The sequence below is a fragment of the Bartonella sp. A1379B genome (genome assembly GCF_002022485.1).
Lineage (GTDB): Bacteria > Pseudomonadota > Alphaproteobacteria > Rhizobiales > Rhizobiaceae > Bartonella > Bartonella rochalimae.
This window is the reverse complement of sequence record NZ_CP019780.1, coordinates 1,187,753-1,206,387: the sequence shown is the minus strand read 5'-3', so window position 1 is coordinate 1,206,387 and position 18,635 is coordinate 1,187,753. Positions and strand designations below refer to the sequence as shown.

At 40.8% G+C, this 18,635-nt stretch carries 15 protein-coding genes and 1 pseudogene; 15 read left to right on the top strand and 1 reads right to left on the bottom strand.

Going from position 1 to position 18,635, the window contains the following annotated elements:
• Positions 1 to 12 precede the first annotated feature (12 nt).
• Entirely contained in the window at positions 13 to 522 is a 510-nt protein-coding gene (purE, locus tag BA1379B_RS05235; protein WP_035006593.1) for a 5-(carboxyamino)imidazole ribonucleotide mutase, read from the bottom strand.
• A 482-nt stretch (positions 523 to 1,004) separates the two neighbouring features.
• Here purE and infA point away from each other — a divergent pair, with 482 nt between their 5' ends.
• From infA to BA1379B_RS05160, 15 genes and pseudogenes are all read left to right on the top strand, one after another.
• Positions 1,005 to 1,223, top strand: a complete 219-nt coding sequence (gene infA, locus BA1379B_RS05230; protein WP_013545481.1) for a translation initiation factor IF-1 — start codon at positions 1,005 to 1,007, stop codon at positions 1,221 to 1,223.
• Positions 1,224 to 1,429: 206 nt separating this feature from the next.
• The gene (locus tag BA1379B_RS05225; RefSeq protein WP_078692465.1) at positions 1,430 to 2,080 is read left to right on the top strand and encodes a Maf family nucleotide pyrophosphatase; all 651 of its coding nucleotides are present in this window, start codon (positions 1,430 to 1,432) and stop codon (positions 2,078 to 2,080) included.
• Positions 2,081 to 2,153: 73 nt separating this feature from the next.
• Positions 2,154 to 2,375: a DNA gyrase inhibitor YacG gene (gene yacG, locus BA1379B_RS05220; protein ID WP_035006595.1), complete on the top strand. Its 222-nt coding sequence runs from the start codon at positions 2,154 to 2,156 to the stop codon at positions 2,373 to 2,375.
• A 309-nt stretch (positions 2,376 to 2,684) separates the two neighbouring features.
• Complete coding sequence (locus BA1379B_RS06740) at positions 2,685 to 2,855, top strand: hypothetical protein (protein ID WP_153574815.1); 171 nt, start codon at positions 2,685 to 2,687, stop codon at positions 2,853 to 2,855.
• A gap of 306 nt (positions 2,856 to 3,161) precedes the next feature.
• Positions 3,162 to 5,762, top strand: coding sequence for an ATP-dependent chaperone ClpB (clpB, locus tag BA1379B_RS05210; protein ID WP_078692463.1), 2,601 nt, complete (start codon positions 3,162 to 3,164; stop codon positions 5,760 to 5,762).
• 539 nt (positions 5,763 to 6,301) lie between these two features.
• Complete coding sequence (locus BA1379B_RS05205; RefSeq protein ID WP_035006598.1) at positions 6,302 to 6,619, top strand: hypothetical protein; 318 nt, start codon at positions 6,302 to 6,304, stop codon at positions 6,617 to 6,619.
• Between the two features lie 678 nt (positions 6,620 to 7,297).
• Positions 7,298 to 8,626, top strand: coding sequence for a PBSX family phage terminase large subunit (locus BA1379B_RS05200; protein WP_035006599.1), 1,329 nt, complete (start codon positions 7,298 to 7,300; stop codon positions 8,624 to 8,626).
• Positions 8,627 to 8,631: 5 nt separating this feature from the next.
• Positions 8,632 to 10,446 carry a portal protein gene (locus BA1379B_RS05195; RefSeq protein ID WP_078692557.1) on the top strand — a complete coding sequence of 605 codons (1,815 nt, stop codon included), beginning with the start codon at positions 8,632 to 8,634 and terminating at the stop codon, positions 10,444 to 10,446.
• 545 nt (positions 10,447 to 10,991) lie between these two features.
• Positions 10,992 to 11,861, top strand: coding sequence for a hypothetical protein (locus BA1379B_RS05190; RefSeq protein ID WP_035006601.1), 870 nt, complete (start codon positions 10,992 to 10,994; stop codon positions 11,859 to 11,861).
• 126 nt (positions 11,862 to 11,987) lie between these two features.
• Positions 11,988 to 13,118 carry a N4-gp56 family major capsid protein gene (locus BA1379B_RS05185; RefSeq protein ID WP_035006602.1) on the top strand — a complete coding sequence of 377 codons (1,131 nt, stop codon included), beginning with the start codon at positions 11,988 to 11,990 and terminating at the stop codon, positions 13,116 to 13,118.
• Positions 13,119 to 13,186: 68 nt separating this feature from the next.
• Positions 13,187 to 13,903 carry a phage adaptor protein gene (locus BA1379B_RS05180; protein ID WP_236829043.1) on the top strand — a complete coding sequence of 239 codons (717 nt, stop codon included), beginning with the start codon at positions 13,187 to 13,189 and terminating at the stop codon, positions 13,901 to 13,903.
• Positions 13,904 to 15,367, top strand: a complete 1,464-nt coding sequence (locus tag BA1379B_RS05175; RefSeq protein WP_035006604.1) for a hypothetical protein — start codon at positions 13,904 to 13,906, stop codon at positions 15,365 to 15,367.
• A 396-nt stretch (positions 15,368 to 15,763) separates the two neighbouring features.
• Positions 15,764 to 16,240, top strand: a pseudogene (locus tag BA1379B_RS05170) (hypothetical protein); the annotation flags it as partial.
• A 4-nt stretch (positions 16,241 to 16,244) separates the two neighbouring features.
• On the top strand, positions 16,245 to 17,360 hold the full coding sequence (locus tag BA1379B_RS05165) for a tail fiber domain-containing protein (protein ID WP_078673976.1): 1,116 nt from the start codon (positions 16,245 to 16,247) through the stop codon (positions 17,358 to 17,360).
• Positions 17,361 to 17,365: 5 nt separating this feature from the next.
• The gene (locus tag BA1379B_RS05160; protein ID WP_035006606.1) at positions 17,366 to 18,355 is read left to right on the top strand and encodes a phage tail protein; all 990 of its coding nucleotides are present in this window, start codon (positions 17,366 to 17,368) and stop codon (positions 18,353 to 18,355) included.
• Positions 18,356 to 18,635 lie beyond the last annotated feature (280 nt).

The window sequence follows — 18,635 nt, the reverse complement described above, 5'->3', positions numbered from 1 at the left end:
AAAAGAGTATTATCATGAGATATCCTCACTTTCCATCGCTGGCGTTATTGCTACGCTGGTTGTTTGTTCTTTGCGCCAGTGCTGTAAACGTTCGGATAAAGCATCATCATGAACCGCAAGGACTGCTGCGGATAAAAGAGCGGCATTAATCGCTCCTGCTTTGCCAATTGCTAAAGTACCAACCGGTACACCCGCTGGCATTTGTACAATCGAAAGCAAAGAATCTTGACCCGATAAAGCTTGAGAGTGAATCGGAACACCAAAAACAGGTAAAGGAGTAAGAGACGCTAACATACCAGGAAGATGCGCTGCTCCCCCAGCGCCAGCAATCAGAACTTTAAAGCCAGAAGCTTTTGCTCCTCTCGCAAATTGATAAAGTCGCTCAGGAGTGCGATGCGCCGAAATGATCTGCGTCAGATGAGAAATGCCAAGGTGAGTTAAAATATCTGAGCTATGGCGCATGGTATGCCAATCTGATTGGCTGCCCATTAAAAGTGCTACGTCATACAATTTTTCAGCCATTTAATATCCTTTTCATTCTGCAAGAGGCTTCATTCTCTCTCACTGGGCGCTTTGTCTTTTGATATTATCAAAGGGCGATTCAATTGCTTTTAAAAGTTTTGTTGCTTTTTTGCAAAGTTAATGAGTCAATTTTACTCTCCTTAAGATGAGAAAATAAATTTTTAAGTTCAATCTTTAAAGAAAAAAACATAAAATAAAGCATAAAATACTGGCTTCGTTGAGAAGAAAAATCACAAAAAAGTACAGTGATTATCTCAGAACCGGTTTTTGTTTTTTATGAACCGGTGATCATATGAAATGAAGGAAAAATCAAGAGAAGAAAAAATAAAGAGTGAAAATACGCTCACAAACAGTATATAAAGAAAATCTCTCTTTCTCTCTTAAATCCTTGTTCACAAAATCAAAAAAATAAGATATGGAAAAAGAACGTTAACTTATCATATAAAATCAACGACATATACTATAAAAGGAAATCGCTCTTTATGTCTAAAGAAGAAGTACTGGAATTTTCTGGAATTGTTACAGAACTTTTACCAAATGCAATGTTTCGGGTGAAATTAGAAAATGATCATGAAATTATTGCCCATACCGCTGGAAGAATGCGAAAAAATCGTATTCGTGTCTTAGTCGGCGATAAAATTATGGTGGAAATGACCCCTTATGATTTATCAAAAGGACGAATTACATATCGCTATAAATAACCATCAAAAGGAAAAATTCTGTATCAAAAATTAACCCAAAATTGGGAAGCGTTATTGCAGAAGTGAATGCTTGTGAAAAATAAGGTCAAAGAAAAAACGCTTCAAGTGCACTACAAAATATAGAGGTGTGAAAAAAATAATTTAAATAAAACGGGGACGTTGGGACAAAAGTGCATGCACTCAAAATTGGCGAAAGGGGTTCTATTATGGATATCAATTTGGTTCTTGCTTCTGCTTCTCCGCGGCGTTTAATGCTTCTCGCACAAATAGGTGTTGAACCAGAATTTGTTTATGCAACCAATATTGATGAAACACCAAAATCAAGAGAGCATCCAGCAAATTTAGCAAAGCGTCTCGCAAAAACAAAAGCCCTCGCAGCACAGGAAAATTGGTTAAGAGATCAGAAAAATAATGCAAAAGAACCGTCATCAAAAAAATATTTAATTTTAGCTGCAGATACAGTAGTGGCAGTGGGGCGTGTCATTTTCCCTAAAGCAGAGGGAGAAGATGAAGCATACGAATGTTTGCGTTTTCTTTCAGGGAGAGCCCATAAGGTATATAGTGCTATCTGTCTCTTGAATGAGTGTGGAAAAAAAAAGATCAAGTTAGTTGAAAGTTCTGTGCGGTTTAAACGGTTAACCAAAACAATGATAGAGGCTTATGTGGCTTCTGGAGAATGGCAAGGAAAAGCCGGAGGGTACGCAATTCAAGGAAAAGCCGGGGCTTTCGTGACAAATATAATAGGGTCTTATTCCAATGTTGTGGGACTCCCTTTGGCTGAAACAATAGATCTCTTAATGACTTATCAGTATCCATTGCTTAATCATTGGTGCGAAAATTTCAGTGAAGGTGAATAAGACAAAGTGGGCGAAAATTTAATGGGTAAAGGAAAAAAACAAAACTTTACAGAAAAAGGTACCTTGAAAAACAATGAAACAGCGCAAAAAAGACGGAAAAAAAGCAGAAATATATCAGCCGCCCTTACAAAATAATTTGCGTCCATCGCGCCCCTGTCCAGAATGTGGAAAAATGTCTCAGCAGGATTCTTACCCTTTTTGTTCATCACGGTGTCGTGCAATCGATCTGAACCGTTGGCTGTCTGGGGCATATGTTTTGCCTCCACCTCCTCAAAAAACCGATGAGGAAGAGTGAACGAAAAATAAAATGCTTCAAAAGGAAAAAGTGCCATCTTTGTCTTTGTGGTTAAAATGAAATGCTGTTAGAATTTTTTTAACATATGATTTATGTTTAACGTGAATGCTTTTATCCGTGCTATTTGCGTTGGTTTTTTCAAAATATATGTCGGTGTTTGTTCTTTTATCTTCTTCCTTTATCTGTACCAAAACAAAAAGAGCACAAACTCGCTTGATATCAGGTTTAAGAGGTTCTGGTAAAATGTTTAGAGCATGACATAATGATACTCTTGAAAAAGAGTTGTAAGAGCGTGCCTGATGGGGAAGAATGGACAAATCTTACTGTATGGGAAGGCGCCATGGGGGAGGTTATGGAGCAGAATATCAGGGAATGTTGAGAGAAGTTTTAAGAGAAGGGCTGTGGAGAGGCAAAGCAGATGTTACAGTATCATTCTTCTCTTTAATTGAGCCTTATGATGCTTTTGAAAAAGGGCTGTAAGAGCGTGCCTGATGGGGAGGAATGGACAAATCTTACTGTATGGGAAGGCGCTATGGGCAGGAATATCAGGGAATGTTGAGAGAGGTTGTAGGAGAAGGGCTGTGGAGGAAAAAGGTTTTCTTTTTCAAAAGAGGTTTTATTTCCCTCTTGCTATAGGAAGAGGATGTTCCCATATTTCTTTATTGTTAAAGTAAATTATTGTTTATGGGTGTGTGGAAGATCGTGAAGACGCTTGAAAAAAGTGCTTAGCGGTAAAGTACAAGCTCGTGAAAACAAAGAGCCTGTGAAGGCAGAGAGAAAGAAAAAATGAATTTGGAAAAATATAGCGAACGGCTTCAAGGTTTTTTACAAGCAGCGCAAAGCAGTGCTCTTTCTTCTGATCATCAACAGTTTATGCCTGAACATTTCTTGAAAGCGCTTTTAGAAGATAGCCAAGGGTTGGCCGTTTCTTTGATCCAGAAGGCAGGAGGCAATTTGCCAGCTATTCAAAAAGAGCTCAAAGAAGCGCTCGATGCTATGCCAAAAGTACAAGGCGGAAATGGGCAGCTCTATATGTCTCAGACTATGGCAAAAGTTTTCGCAAAAGCAGAAGAAATTGCTCAAAAAGAAGGGGATCAATTTGTAACAGTAGAACGTGCTCTACAAGCTTTGCTTCTCGAAAAAAATGCAAAAACAGCCGATATTTTGACAACAGGAGGAGTCACAGCGCAGGCTCTTGATGAAGCCATCAAGACAATGCGAAAAGGAAAAACAGCAACAAGTCGTCATGCTGAAAGCCAATATGAAGCGTTGGAAAAATATGCACGTGATTTGACAAAAGAAGCACGAGAGGGAAAACTCGATCCCGTAATTGGACGAGAAGAAGAGATCAGAAGAACTGTTCAAGTCTTATCGAGACGGACCAAAAATAATCCCGTGTTAATAGGAGAACCAGGAGTCGGAAAAACCGCTATTGTTGAAGGACTAGCTCTCCGTATTGTCAATGGTGATGTCCCCGAAACGTTGCGGGATAAACAACTCTATGCTCTCGATATGGGAGCCCTGATCGCTGGGGCAAAATATCGAGGCGAGTTTGAAGAACGTTTAAAGGCTGTGCTCTCAGATGTTCAAGCCGAAAATGGACAAATTATTCTCTTCATCGATGAATTGCATAATCTCGTAGGAGCCGGAAAATCCGATGGGCCTATGGATGCTTCCAATTTGCTTAAACCTGCTCTTGCTCGCGGTGAGCTCCATTGTGTAGGCGCAACAACGCTCGATGAGTATCGAAAATATGTCGAAAAAGATGCTGCTCTAGCACGACGTTTTCAACCTGTCTTTGTTCCTGAGCCAACCGTGGAAGATAGTATCTCTATCTTGCGTGGAATCAAAGAAAAATACGAACAACACCACAAAGTACGCTTGGCCGATAGTGCTTTAATTGCCGCTGCACGATTGTCCCATCGCTATATTGCAGATCGTTTCTTGCCCGATAAAGCAATCGATTTGATCGATGAAGCCGCCGCACGTTTGAGAATGCAGGTCGATTCAAAACCAGAAGAACTCGATGCAATCGATCGGCGCATCATGCAGTTGAAAATCGAACAGGAAGCTTTAAAAACAGAAGTCGATCCCGCAGCAAAAGAACGCTTGAAAATCGTGCAGACTGAACTCGAAACACTGGAAAAAAATTCAGCAGAAATGACACAAGCTTGGCAGGCCGAAAAACAAAAATTAGGATATGCTGCTGATCTGAAAAAACAACTCGAAGAAGCACGAAATGCTTTGGCTATTGCACAACGAAATGGACAGTTCCAACGCGCTGGTGAATTGGCCTATAGTGTCATTCCTGAACTCGAAAAACAACTCAATGTTGCCGAAAATGATGATCAACAAAATAATCTCGTCGAAGAAATCGTTACAGCTGAACATATTGCGCAAATCGTTTCACGGTGGACAGGAATTCCCGTCGATCGAATGCTCGAAGGGGAACGAGAAAGATTATTGCGCATGGAAGACGAAATCGGTAAACGAGTAGTCGGACAAGCTGAAGCTGTACATGCTATCGCACGCGCTGTACGACGCGCGCGCGCTGGATTGCAAGATCCTAATCGTCCTATCGGGTCCTTTATGTTCCTAGGGCCAACAGGTGTTGGAAAAACCGAACTCACAAAAGCACTCGCTGCTTTTCTTTTTCAAGATGCTCAGGCTATGTTGCGGATTGATATGTCCGAATATATGGAAAAACACGCCGGAGCACGCCTGATCGGTGCCCCTCCAGGATATATCGGATATGAAGAAGGAGGCATCCTCACCGAAGCTGTCAGACGGAGACCTTATCAGGTTATTCTCTTTGACGAAATTGAAAAAGCCCATCCCGATATTTTTAATTTGCTTCTTCAAGTGCTTGATGAAGGACGCTTGACGGATAGTCAGGGCCGAACCGTCGATTTTCGAAATACTGTCCTCATTATGACTTCTAATCTCGGAGCCGAAATCTTGACCGCATTGCCAGAAGGACAAATAACACATCAAGCAAGAGATGAAGTGATGCAAGTGGTAAAAGCTGCTTTCCGTCCAGAATTTCTGAATCGCGTCGATGAAATTATTCTCTTTCAAAGATTACAGCGCAAAGATATCGAAGCAATCGTTGATCTTCAAATCCAACACTTACAAAATTTACTCAGTGAACGCAAAATTGCCTTGCAGATCAAACCAGAAGCACGAACTTTGCTCGCGCATAAAGGCTATGATCCTCTCTATGGTGCGCGCCCCTTAAAGCGAATGATGCAAAGAGAAATTCAAGACCCTCTCGCAGAAAGTATTTTAAAGGGCACAATCCATGATAATACAACCGTGACAATTACAAAAGAAGGAGAGCAATTGATCTTTTCTCCTGAAACAGAAAGCGAAAAAGTAAACGCTTGAAAGGGTAAAATGACAGACAATAAAACTTGACAAGGTGAATCTAAACAGCTATCATAAAGGCATAATCACAATTTCGTCTTTATTTAAGTGTTCTGCATTGGTTGTATGAAATCAGCAGAAGTTTTTTGTTTGTGTTTATAATTTATCTTGGCAATTGAAGCTGATTAAGAAATGGTAATTGGGGAGATTTTCTAAAAAAGCACAGGAAGAAAATCTCCCGTTATTCAAAAGCATTTCTTAAGAAAAAAAAATACAATCTCTTCATGCACAAGATTAAGTTTCTTTCTCTTAAGAAGAACCTTCTTCCCATAGAACAGACCTACTTCTCTAAAGAAAGAGCTCTGTTTCATTGGCTCTTTTGTCGCATTGAACTTTATGAAAGGCTAAAATTTGCTTAATTACTTTTTTTACTGCCCAGACTCCGCAGAGCAACACAGCTTCCCACACTGTCCTTGAGGATATTGAGTCATTGATCGTGTCTGGTGAAAACGTTTTTTCGACAAATTTTAAAGTTTTGCATATGAAAAAGGAACTCTCTGATGATACAGGATAATTCTCTTTCTTTGAAGGGGAAAGGACGGCCAAAAGGGACGGTGAATAAAACAACAAAGATTTTCAAAAAAGCACTTCTTACTGCAGCTGAACAGGCGGGAAATCAGTATGGTCGTGATGGTTTGGTTTCTTATCTTTGTTATCATGCGATCAATAATCCTGTTCCTTTCTTTTCTCTGTTAGCAAAAGTTTTGCCTTTGCATGTGATGGGAGAAAATGAAGAAAAGACCAAGGTTATTTCGCGTGTTGAGATTGTACCGATGGTTTCTAATATCGGTGATCTAAACGATCAAATAACGTCTTGACACATCGGTACTTGATTTTGGCACACCCAACCGCCACTTACAAAAATAATGATAAACGCAAGCCGAAGAGGCCGACAAAAAATACGGAACGTCTAAAAATGAAAAACAAGCAGCTGATAAATAACGATTTAAAGATTACCTAAGCCATACTCTATTCCCTGATTTTAAAGGAATATAGAAATTCTTCTTTTCAGCGATTGAGGAAGGTGGTGTATGTTCCAGGTTTATGTTTGAATATCTACAAGAAACCCATAAATGCGAAGAGTTTTTTAAGAAATTGTGAGTGATTTATATTTTAGGGTATGGCTTAGGTAATCTTTAAATCGTTATTTATCAGCTGCTTGTTTTTCATTTTTAGACGTTCCGTATTTTTTGTCAGCTTCTTCGGCTTGCGTTTATCATTATTTTTGTAAGTGGCGGTTGGGTGTGCCAAAATCAAGTACCGATGTGTCAAGACGTTATTTGATCTTAACTCTTTGTGTTGAGGAGTGGAATTATACTCTTCGGGATCACTTTTGTTATGGATGATGTTTTATGATTTTTGGATCAAGAGTCTTAAGGGCAAGGATCTCGCAGAGAGCAGATATCTATTTTTGAAAAGTGTATTCTTTGAATAGGGTCATATAGTGCTTCATAATGAGAGAGAGTTCTATCGGTTAACAAGGGTTATAGTGCACAATGACAACCGTTCAGATTGCCTTGATTCCAAAGCTCATCCCTGTTTTTACTGGAAAAGCTGATGTTCGTGCTGCTTGGGGAGGGAGGGGATCAGGGAAAACACGCTCCTTTGCTTTGATGACAGCTGTGATTGGCTATCATCATGGAAAAGCCGGAGAACGAGGCATTATCCTTTGTGCGCGACAATTCCAAAATTCATTGGCTGAAAGTTCTCTCGAAGAAATTAAACGTGCTATCGAGGCCTATCCCTTTTTAAGCGACTATTATGAAATTGGCGATAAATATATTAGATCAAAAGACGGCTGTATCGTTTATGCTTTTGCTGGTCTTGATCGCAATATCGCTAGCGTTAAATCTATGGGGCGTATTTTGCTCTGTTGGGTCGATGAGGCCGAGCCTGTAACCGATGCCGCTTGGCAAATCCTGATTCCAACGCTCAGAGAAGAGGGAAAAGAGTGGCATTCCGAATTATGGGTGACATGGAACCCATGCCGAGAAAATGCTGCCGTTGAAAAACGGTTCCGTTTTACCAAAGATCCTAATATCAAAGGCGTTGAAATTAATTGGCGCGACAATCCAAAATTTCCTGCGAAACTTAATCGCGATCGACAAGCTGATTTAGAACAAAGGCCTGAACAATATCAACATATTTGGGAAGGGGAATATCTGCAGGCAATGCAAGGGGCTTATTACCAAAAATTGCTGCTTGAAGCAGAACAAGAAGGGCGTATTACTACAGTGCCGCGTGATCCTCTGATCCAGGTCAAAATCTTTTGGGATATCGGCGGAACCGGCGCTAAAGCCGATGCAACCGCTCTATGGGTGGCGCAATTTGTCGGACGCGAAATTCGTGTTCTCGATTATTATGAAGCACAAGGACAGCCCTTATCAGAGCATATCGGATGGGTCTGTCAAAAGGGCTATGAAAAAGCACTGATGGTTTTGCCTCATGATGGAGCTACAAAAGATCGTGTCTATAATGTCAGTTTCGAAAGTGCACTCCAACAAGCTGGTTTTCGTACCCAAATTATCCCTAATCAAGGTGTCGGTGCTGTCAAAATGCGGATCGAAGCTGTAAGACGATTATTCCCCGCTATATGGTTTAATCGTGAGACAACAACCGCTGGGCGAAAAGCCCTTGCCTGGTATCACGAAAAACGCGATGAACAACGTAATATCGGTTTGGGAGCCGAACACGATTGGGCAAGCCATGGTGCCGATAGCTTCGGGCTGTTATGCGTGGCCTATGAACAACCCAGTGCTCACAAAAAACGAGAGGCTTATCGGTCGTGTCCCTCTTCTTCTACAACATCATGGATGGCTTTTTAATGAATATGCAGATTGCTTCTAATTCAATTGAAACCCTCGAACATCAGGCGCTCTTTCAAAAGCTCGTTAACTGGTATCAAGAGGATATTGTTCATGTCGAGCAATGGCGAAAAAATGCTCAAGAAGATTACGATTTTTATAATGGGCGACAGTGGAATGAACAAGATCTTGCTGTTTTACGGGAACAAAACAGACCCGTTATGACATTCAATCGTGTTGCGCCCTTGATTAATGCTGTCGTTGGAACCGAACGCAATAATAAACGCCATGTTCAATTTATTCCACGACAAGAAGGCGCTGCTATCGCTAATCAAATCCTCACTGGAGCAGCAGAATGGTTTCGTGATGAGGCGCATGGTGAATATGAAGATTCCGATGCTTTTCAAGATACGGTTATTTGTGGGATGGGATGGACCGATACTCGGCTCGATTATGAAGAAGATCCTAGAGGAAAACCCGTCATTGCACGGCTCGATCCTATGAAAATGGTGTGGGATACAAGTGCCGTTAAACCTAATCTTATTGATGCTCAGCGGGTGTGGTATATCGATGAAAAACCACTGGAAATTGCACAAGAAATGTTCCCAAATGTGCATTGGAGTGAGCTCAATGCAGATTGGGTGCAACAGCAAACGGGAATGAGTTTGCATAGCGTTGGGAATGGAGATTACCAAAATGAAAGCTTCGGGGAAGGTGAAAATATTCTGCAAAGCCCTAAAATGGTTACTCTGGCTGAATGCCGGTGGTTCGAACGTGAAGTCATCTATAAGGTGCTTAATCCTCAAACTGGGCGGTTTACTGAGTATTCTGAACAGGACTTTGAACAGATTAAAAAAGAATTTCCTCTGTTTCCCGCAACAAAAATGACAAAAAAAGTTGTCAAACGCGCTTTCTTAGGAAAAAAATTGCTCGAGCCTCCCGATAAACCATTGGTCCCTTCTAATCAATTGGGGTGGGAATGTATTACTGGGACATTCGATAAATTAAGTCGACAATTCTATGGAATCGTACGTCCAGCCAAAGACCCTCAACGTTGGGCTAATAAATATTTTAGTCAAGTCATGCATTTGCTTAATAGCCAATCCAAAGGCGGTATCATGGCAGAGCGGGATGCCTTTGATGATGATCGACAAGCAACAGAAAGTTGGGCAAGAGCTGATAGTATTACTTGGCTGAAAAATGGTGCTGTAGCCGCTGGAAGAGTCCAACCAAAACCTGTCGCCCAGTTTCCAAATGGCTTTTTTCAACTCTTTAATGAAGCAAAGGGTGCTATTTCTCAGGTGACAGGATTGTCTCCCGAGTTTGTAGGAACACGCTCCGTCAATCAACCAGGTATACTCGAAGAAAAACGCCGGCAATCTTCGCTCAATCTTTTGGCTGCTTTCTTTGATGGATTGCGTCGCTATCGACAACGACAGGGAAAAATAATTCTCTATCTTATCCAAAATTATCTCTCTGATGGCCGTTTAATTCGTATTGCTGGAGAAGATAATGCTAAATATGTGCCCCTTACACGGGAAATGGTTACAAGTTTGGAATATGATATTGTGGTAGATGATGCACCAACAAGCACAAATGAAAAAGAACGGACATTTTCCGTTATTATGCAATTGTTGCCGCTTATGCAACAATTTGCAACGCCAGAAATGATGCTCGACTTTCTGCACTATTCACCTTTACCTGCATCGCTTATCCATAAAATTACACTCAAAGCACAGCAAAACAGTCAAGTGCTTACTGAGCAACAAGGGCCCCAACAATTCCCAGAAGGAGCAGAAGGTATCCGTGTTGCACAAGCTCTACAGAACCTTGTGGGATGAGTTTACTATTTCCAGAAGGAGCAGAAGGTATCCGTGTTGCACAAGCTCTACAGGATTTTGAGGGATGCATCTTCTGTTTCTAGAAGAAGCAGAAGGTATCCGTGTTGCGTAAGCTTTACAGGATTTTGAGGGATGCATCTTCTGTTTCCAGAAGGAGCAGAAGGTATTCGTGTTGCGTAAGCTTTACAGGATTTTGAGGGATGCGTCTTCTGTTTCTAGAAGGAGCAGAAGGTGTCCGTGTTGCGTAAGCTTTACAGGATTTTGAGGGATGCGTCTTCTGTTTCTAGAAGAAGCAGAAGGTATCCGTGTTGCGTAAGCTTTACAGGATTTTGAGGGATGCGTCTTCTGTTTCTAGAAGAAGCAGAAGGTATCCGTGTTGCGTAAGCTTTACAGGATTTTGAGGGATGCGTCTCCTGTTTCTAGAAGGAGCAGAAGGTGTCTGTGTTGCGTAAGCTTTACAGGATTTTGAGGGATGCATTTATTGTATATGTGCTCTGCGTGGGTATGGGGGCATTTTGTTGTTTTAGGCAAATGAGGAAAGCATAATGAATGAAGAAACTTTAACATTGGAAGAACAGCACGCATGGGAAACGCATTCTTTGCAAGAAACAAGTGATAGTTTGGAAGGAAATTCTGGGAGAGAAGAGGGAGGTAATGTCCTTGCAGAAGAGGACGATGAAAATGAAATAGTCTCACTGGAGCAGGAGAATGAAGGCGATCAGAGTGAAGAGCCAATGCAAGCTCCACCAGATCCGCAAAAAGACTTTATGGGCTATCTGCAATGGCTTGGACAAATGCTTCAAAATAAACAGCAGACATCAGAAGTGCAACAAACTGCTTCGCAGGGGCAGGGGGCTTCAGAAGCAGAGCGGTTGCAGTCTTTTTTTCATCAGTCTGTGGAGACTGTCAAAAAAGTACATAGCGATTTTAATCAAGCTGCTGATTTTGTTTATGAGATGCGTGCAAAGCAATTGGCTGCTTGTGCTTCTCTTTATCCTGAACTAGCAGATCCGAACGTTATTGATGCTATGATCGGCGATGAGTTGAAAAAGATTGTGCAAGATTGTCGTGAAAAGAATAAAAATCCGGCCGAGATGATTTATACAATCGCACAGACTATTGGCTATACAACACCACAAAATCATAAAGGTGAAATTCTACAAAATTATCAAGGGCAAAGTTTACAAGGAATGAAGGAAACAAAGAGCCTACAAGAAAGTGTATGGGAGGAGAAAGCTCTTCAGGAGAGGCAAAATTCTGCCCGTACCCTTGTCGCTTCTAATGGTTTGAGCGCCAATGGGCCAATTTCTTTGGATCTTCTCGATAAGATGTCCGAAGGAGAATTTAATGTTTGGATCGATAACCCAAAAAACAAAGCTGCTTTTAACCATTTAATGAGTGGGGGAGGGCTGTAAAGAGAGGAAAAATACTAAAAAATTAAGACACTAAAAATAACTTTCTGTTCTGAGCATTAGGATAGGAAACAATAAACGCCCGGTACAATACCGGTTTTTTTATATCAAAAATTATGAGGGGGAAAAATGGCTGCAACTCACATCGGACTTAATCATCCAATGGCTGTACGTACATGGTCAAAATTACTGAATCAAGAAGTCTCAAAAGCAATTTCTATTGCACCACTTATTGGAAGAGATTCCAATAGTATTATTCAATTGAAAGATGAAACCAATAAAGCGCATGGAGATTCTATTAGCTTTGGTTTACGTGTCCAATTGTTTGGTGAGGGGGTTACTGAAAAAGACCTTCTTACAGGAAAAGAAGAAGATTTACAATTCCTGACGGATCGCTTGGTCATTAATGAACTTTCTCATGCTGTTCGTGTTAGAAATGAAGGCACAATCGATCAACAGAGAACTTTACATAATTTACGGACAGAAGCCAAAAATGCTCTTGTCGATTGGTATGCAGATCGTTTGAGTCTGATGTTCTTTCTTCATGTCTGTGGTTTTACAGCAAATAAAATCAATTTTGAAGGACGAACCATGGCGGTAAAACCTGTGCATTACGGATTTAATCCACCAACTGAACCAACCGACAAACGGATACTGCGTCCTAATGGAAAAACAAAAGATGCAGATCTTAAATCAAGCGATATCTTTACTCTTCAGTTGATTGATAAAGCTGTCGAACGCGCTAAACTTGCTAACCCAAAAATTAGACCTGTGCGTGTCGATGGAGAAAATGTTTATGTCCTTTATCTCCATCCAACACAAGTTACACAATTGCGATCCAATACAGAGCCAGGGCAATGGCTTGATATCACTAAGGCCATTTACAGTGGAAGCCGTATGAAAAATCCCATCTATAATGGATCATTGGGTATGTATAATGGAGTCATCTTACGAGAAGCAGAGCATGTCACAGAAGGTGTAGGACCGGCATCTGAGGATGGTAAGACGATCCCTATGCTTCCTCATGTGCGTCGTGCCGTTTTGCTAGGGGCACAAAGTACTGTTATTGCTTTCGGTAAGGATCGGGGAGCAACACGCTATAAATTGGTGGAAGAGCTCTTTGACTATGAACGTGAGTTTGGTGTTGCTGCAAAAACAATTATTGGTATGAAAAAAACACGCTTCAGTTTGGAAAATGAGCGTGAAAAAGCTCAGGATTTTGGAACCATCGTGATTTCAACATACGCTCTCTCTTCTTAAAAAAGATTATAAAATTCCCTGCCAATTTTTAAACTTTTGGGAGGGAATAAAATAAAAAGGAAGCACTCATGCCTATTCCTGGATCTTCTTTAACAAAATCTTCTGCTCAATCTTATTCATTTGTTTCAAAAATCTCCGATCATGCCAAAACATTTGGGCAAATGGTGGCGCTGATTCAGGATGAAGTCGATGATACAACAGGTGAATATTCTATTCAAATTCAAGATTCTATTGTAACTGCTCTTCGCTTGTGTGAACAGGAGCCCTTTTTCTTCAATAAAATGCGGGAAATGCGCTTTAAAACACAAAGCGGAAAAACATGGTATGGATATGAAGATACCGCTTTTCTTGAAACAGAAATGGTTATTGAATCTTTGGTTCTTGAGAAAAAAGAAGCAAGGCGAATACCCCTTCTTTATAAATCAGGGAAAAAAGCACAAAAAGAATATAAAAGTCATTCAGTTCAAGGAACACCCGTATTCTACACCTTTTTGGATCAACAAATCGGACTGTTCCCAACACCTGATACTGTTGAAACTGTTCGCCTCTTCTGGAGACCAGCGCATTTTTCTGATAGTCTCGCTCTGCAAGATCAGAACCCTTGGTTTGTTTATGCTTTCGATTTAATTAAAGCACGGGCAAAGTACGAACTCTATAAAAATATTCTCAAAGATGCTGAATGTGCTGCTGTCGCGTTTAGCGATTTTCAAGAACAGCTCCAACTCTTGCGTTACGAAACATCGCGTCGCGAAGGATGCTCTCATATTCTTTCAACGGGGTTTTAAATGGCTTTTTTTCCTCTTGCGGATTATCGTCCCGATGTTGCTCATATCAATAGTCTCTTTACCGATGAACTTGTCAATGTGCTTCCTGCAGATGGATCTTATATCCCAATGCCAAATTTTAGTCCATTATCAGAGCCTTGTCCGGGGACTATTTTAGGCGCTATCGCTGTCAAAACAAAAAATGGTGTGTCGATTATTGCTGGAACAGAAAAAAAAATCTATCAGCTCAATAATACAACTTTGCAGTGGAAAGATATTACGCGTAAAAATAAATCCTATTTTGCTAATGTTGATGCACCTTGGTCTTTTGCGTTATTTGGCGATTATGTTATCGCTGTTAATGCAAATGATAAGCCTCAAGTTATCGATATTAATCAAGATGAAAATTTTAGAGATTTAGGTGGAAATCCTCCACAAGCAGGAATTGTTCGCGTTTGGGGCGATTTCGTTTGTCTCATGAAATTACCCGAACATCCACGACGCGTTCATTGGTCTGGGTTGAATGATGCTGAGTTCTGGACTGTAGGGAAAAAAAGCTGCGATTATCAAGATTTTCCCGATGGGGGATATGTGCAAGGAGCAACAGAAACAACAAATCCGTTAATCTTTATGCGTTCTGCAATTTATGCCGGCTCTTTTATTCCTGGATCTAAGATTATCTTCAGTTTCCAGAAAATACATGATAAACGTGGTGCAAAAAACCCTGAATCAATAGTTTGTCGTGGGGATCTCGCTTTCTTTGCTGATGAGGGAGGATTCTATCAAATTACTACAGATGGGCGAATTTCTCCGATCGGATTCGAAAAAGTCGATCGAACTATGGTGGCAAAAATCTCAGAAAATCAATTATCTACTCTGAGTGCTGCAATCGATGGCGTGTATAACCGCGTTTATTGGGTTATCGATGCCGATGAAACGATCGAAGAGCGGATCTTGCTGATCTATGATTGGGGATTGCAAAAGTGGACCAAAGCGACTGTAAATATCAAAATGATTTTGCCTATTTTTCTAACCGGGTATACCTTAGAAGGGCTTGATAGAGTTTCAGAAAGTCTGGATGATTTACCTTTTTCTCTCGATAGTAAAGTGTGGCAAAATGAAACACCAATTCTGGGAGCTTTCGATCGTGAAGGGAGACTCGGATCATTTTCTGGATCCCCTATGGCTTGTGTCATAACCTCACAAGAAATGGGACAGACAAATGGTATGATAACCAGGGTGAGAAATATTATGCCCCAGGTGAATAGTAAAACATTTTATTTGTCGGTTGGTATGCGCTTTCGTCAAGCCTTTGAGGAAGAAACTGTTTGGTTGCCAGAAAGACAACCTTCTACGCATACGGGACAAATTCATTCTCGTGCTAGGGCGCGGTTTTATCGCTTTAAGCTTCGGATACCAGAAGGAGTCAATTGGTCTCATGTCACTGGATTTGATGTCGAGTTGAGGCCTGCCGGCATGCGTTAAGCATGCCAAAGAATAGGGCTTATGCGTTAAGCATACCAAAGAATAGGGCTCATGCGTCGAGTTTGCTAAGGCACAAAACTAGAATGGTGAGGATGCTAGGGTAAAAGCTTAATATGGTGAGTATGCTTGGGCAAGATGCTGATGCGGTGGGTTATTCAATCAGGAGGTATCAGTATAAATGAGCGCAATGGAGGGTGACAATAGGATTCTCCGGCTGTTTTTGGTGATGTATCGCGTGTTTCTTCCATAGGTAGGGCAGATTGAATGGCAGGATTATGTTTGTGGATAAGAGAATGCTCTAGATAAATGGTGAGAGATTTTATGGGGATAAGGGATGTATTGAGTATAGCAACAAAAAAACTTCTGGCGAGAGCAAAGTTAAGAAGTTGGGATGCTATACCCTGGAAGAAAAAAGCTAAAATTGTAACACAACGCTCAGATCATGAAGATTTTTATTCTCTTCATTGTACGCATCAGTGGTCTTGGGAAAAAATGGCTCTTTATCGAGAGGCTATGAATGCAGCTATGCGGAAATATGCTCAACGATTTCCTCATGATGTGTGTTTGAAACATATGGCTGAAGAGATCATTGGTGGGCAGGCGCAGCTGTGGTTGATTTTAAAAAATAGAACTGAATTTAGTGCTTTTGTAATAACCAAAATTGAAAAAACGCACGATGGAAAAAAACGCGTTGTTATTTTAGACCTTGCTGGCCAGGGAGGCATCAAACTGGTTTCATTGATTGATCAACTCGAACAATGGGCACGAACTATCAAGGCTGATGAAATTTTGACACTGGGAAGATCTGGGTGGGCGAAAATGCTTGTTCATCACGGATATGCTATCAATTTTATTCATTATAGAAAGGTTTTAAAGCATGAGAAGACGGACAAGCCCTCAGGTTCAAACAACGACACAAACGAACGCTCCACCCTCGTGGGCGGAGGATATCTTAAAACAGGCAAGCGCTGAAGCTCTCAATTTGTATAATAAAGGCATAGGGGGAAATGTCTATCAAGGAGAACGGCATGCTGATTTAAGTGAAACAACACAAAATGCTCTTAAGGGTTTAGAAAATGCAGCCAATCAATATAACAATTCAGTCTTTAATGAGTGGCTCAAAGAACCTACAAAAAGTGCTCAAAATCTCTCTGAGATGGCCGCCGGAAATTGGATAGGCAATAATAGCAAATTTAATGATGCTCTTAGCAGAGCACTGAATAAAACATCCGATGTTGTTAATCAATCTATGGCAGGAGCAGGACGTTATGGCTCTGGTGCCCATACCGGTGTGCTTACCGATGAATTGGGAGCATTGGCAACTCAGGCAACCGCACAACAATATAATCAAGATATTAATCATATGCTCAACGCAAATCAGATGATTGATCGTTCGATGCAAAATCAAGTGAATACAGCCAATAATTTCTATCAAGGACAAAGCAATGCTCAAAATAATGCTTTGAAGGGCGGAATGGTACAAGATGCAAATAAGCAGCATGCTTTGGATGTAGAGCAAGAAAAATGGCGCGAACAGGATAATCAAGCCTGGAATCAATTGGAAAGATTGCTGCAAATTGGAACCAAAGCAGCCGGTAATTATGGAACAAAAACAGGAGAATCCACAACTATGCCTGCAATCACAAAGGATCCCTTACGTGATGCGCAGCGCGTGCTTGGCTTGTTGAAAGGCATTATTGGTCTTTCTGATGTAAACGTTAAAGAAAATATCGTTCTTGTAGGGGAGAAGAACGGCTATCCCCTCTATGAATTTAATTATAAAGGAAATTCGCAACGCTATCGCGGGGTTCTTGCTCAAGATCTCGTTCGTTTGAATCCCGATGCCGTTTATATGAATATAAAAACACATTTATTGCATGTGAATTATAACAAGCTCGGCTTTGGATTGGAAAAGATCAAAAAACCAAAGAAAAAATTCTTTGCCTTTTTTTCTTCTTTCTTTTCTTGGTTGTGGTCTGCAAAAAAAGGATAAATCCTATGAGCTCAATTTATGATTGGTCACTTATTGCGGCTGAGAATGCTCGCGCCGACGAAATAATCAACTGGGCTGAAGGACAACCTCCAAGTTCAGTGAATGATAGTGCTCGTGCAATGATGCAGCGCGTCAAAGAATATTTATCCGATATCGGGGGAACCGTTGAGGTTAAATTCACTATAACGGCTGAAGAGAAAGAAGAAAGTAAGAAAAAAACCTCTATTCATTTGACAACTAAGGCTCCTTATGCAGCTTATCAAAATGGTATTGTGCTTCGATTTAAAGCGCAAGAAACGAATGTCGGAGCCACAAGTGTTGTCTTAAATCAATTGTCTTCTCAGCCAATTTATAAAGGAACACAGGAGGGACTCCGACCGTTGACCGGTGGCGAGATGCAAAAAGAAGGGCTTTATGAACTGATCTATTATTCGGAAATCGGTGAAAAAAAAGAAGAAGGATGGTATTTAACCAATCCAGCTGTTGTTCTCCCTAAAGTCAGTGTTTTTCCTTCAGGCTTTATTGCTTCTTTTGCAACGGAAAAAATTCCGGATGAATGGTTATTGTGTGATGGTAAAGCCTATGCCCGAGGGGAATATGCAAGCCTTTTTGAGGCTATTGGAGAAGTGTGGGGGAAAGGAGATGGCACAACAACTTTTAATGTTCCCGATTTTCGTGGTATGTTTTTACGGGGATTGGATAGTGGAAAAGGAATTGATAAGGACCGTATTTTAGGAAGTGAGCAAAAAGACTCTTTTAAATCTCATGACCATACAGGAACAACAGACAAATCAGGATTGCATGATCACATATATACAGGATACGAAGCGGCAGATGATGCATTAGGAGGGGGAGGACTTCTCAGACGTAGATGGACACAACAAAGATATACAGCTGATTCTGGAGAGCATACTCACAAATTAATCATCGATAAAACAGGGGGAAATGAAACACGTCCCCAAAATATGGCCGTTATTTATGCCATTAAGATATAAAATCTTTCTGTGCTAAAAACAGAGAGAATTTCTGCTTTCCTATGGGGAAGGGGCAAAATATTGGTTGCAGTCTCTTGAGAAACACCATGATGGAAAAAATGCGCTTTTTAAAGGTTTCTTTCTTGCTAAAGATGCCTTTCATAAAGGCTTTCTTGTCTATTCTTCTTTCTTCGTAGGATAAGGGAAAGCATCGATGTATCTACAATCGTTATTGTGGAGGTAGAATAAAATTGTGCAAAGGATCAAGGAATCCTACATTTTTAAATGAGGAGCTAGCTTG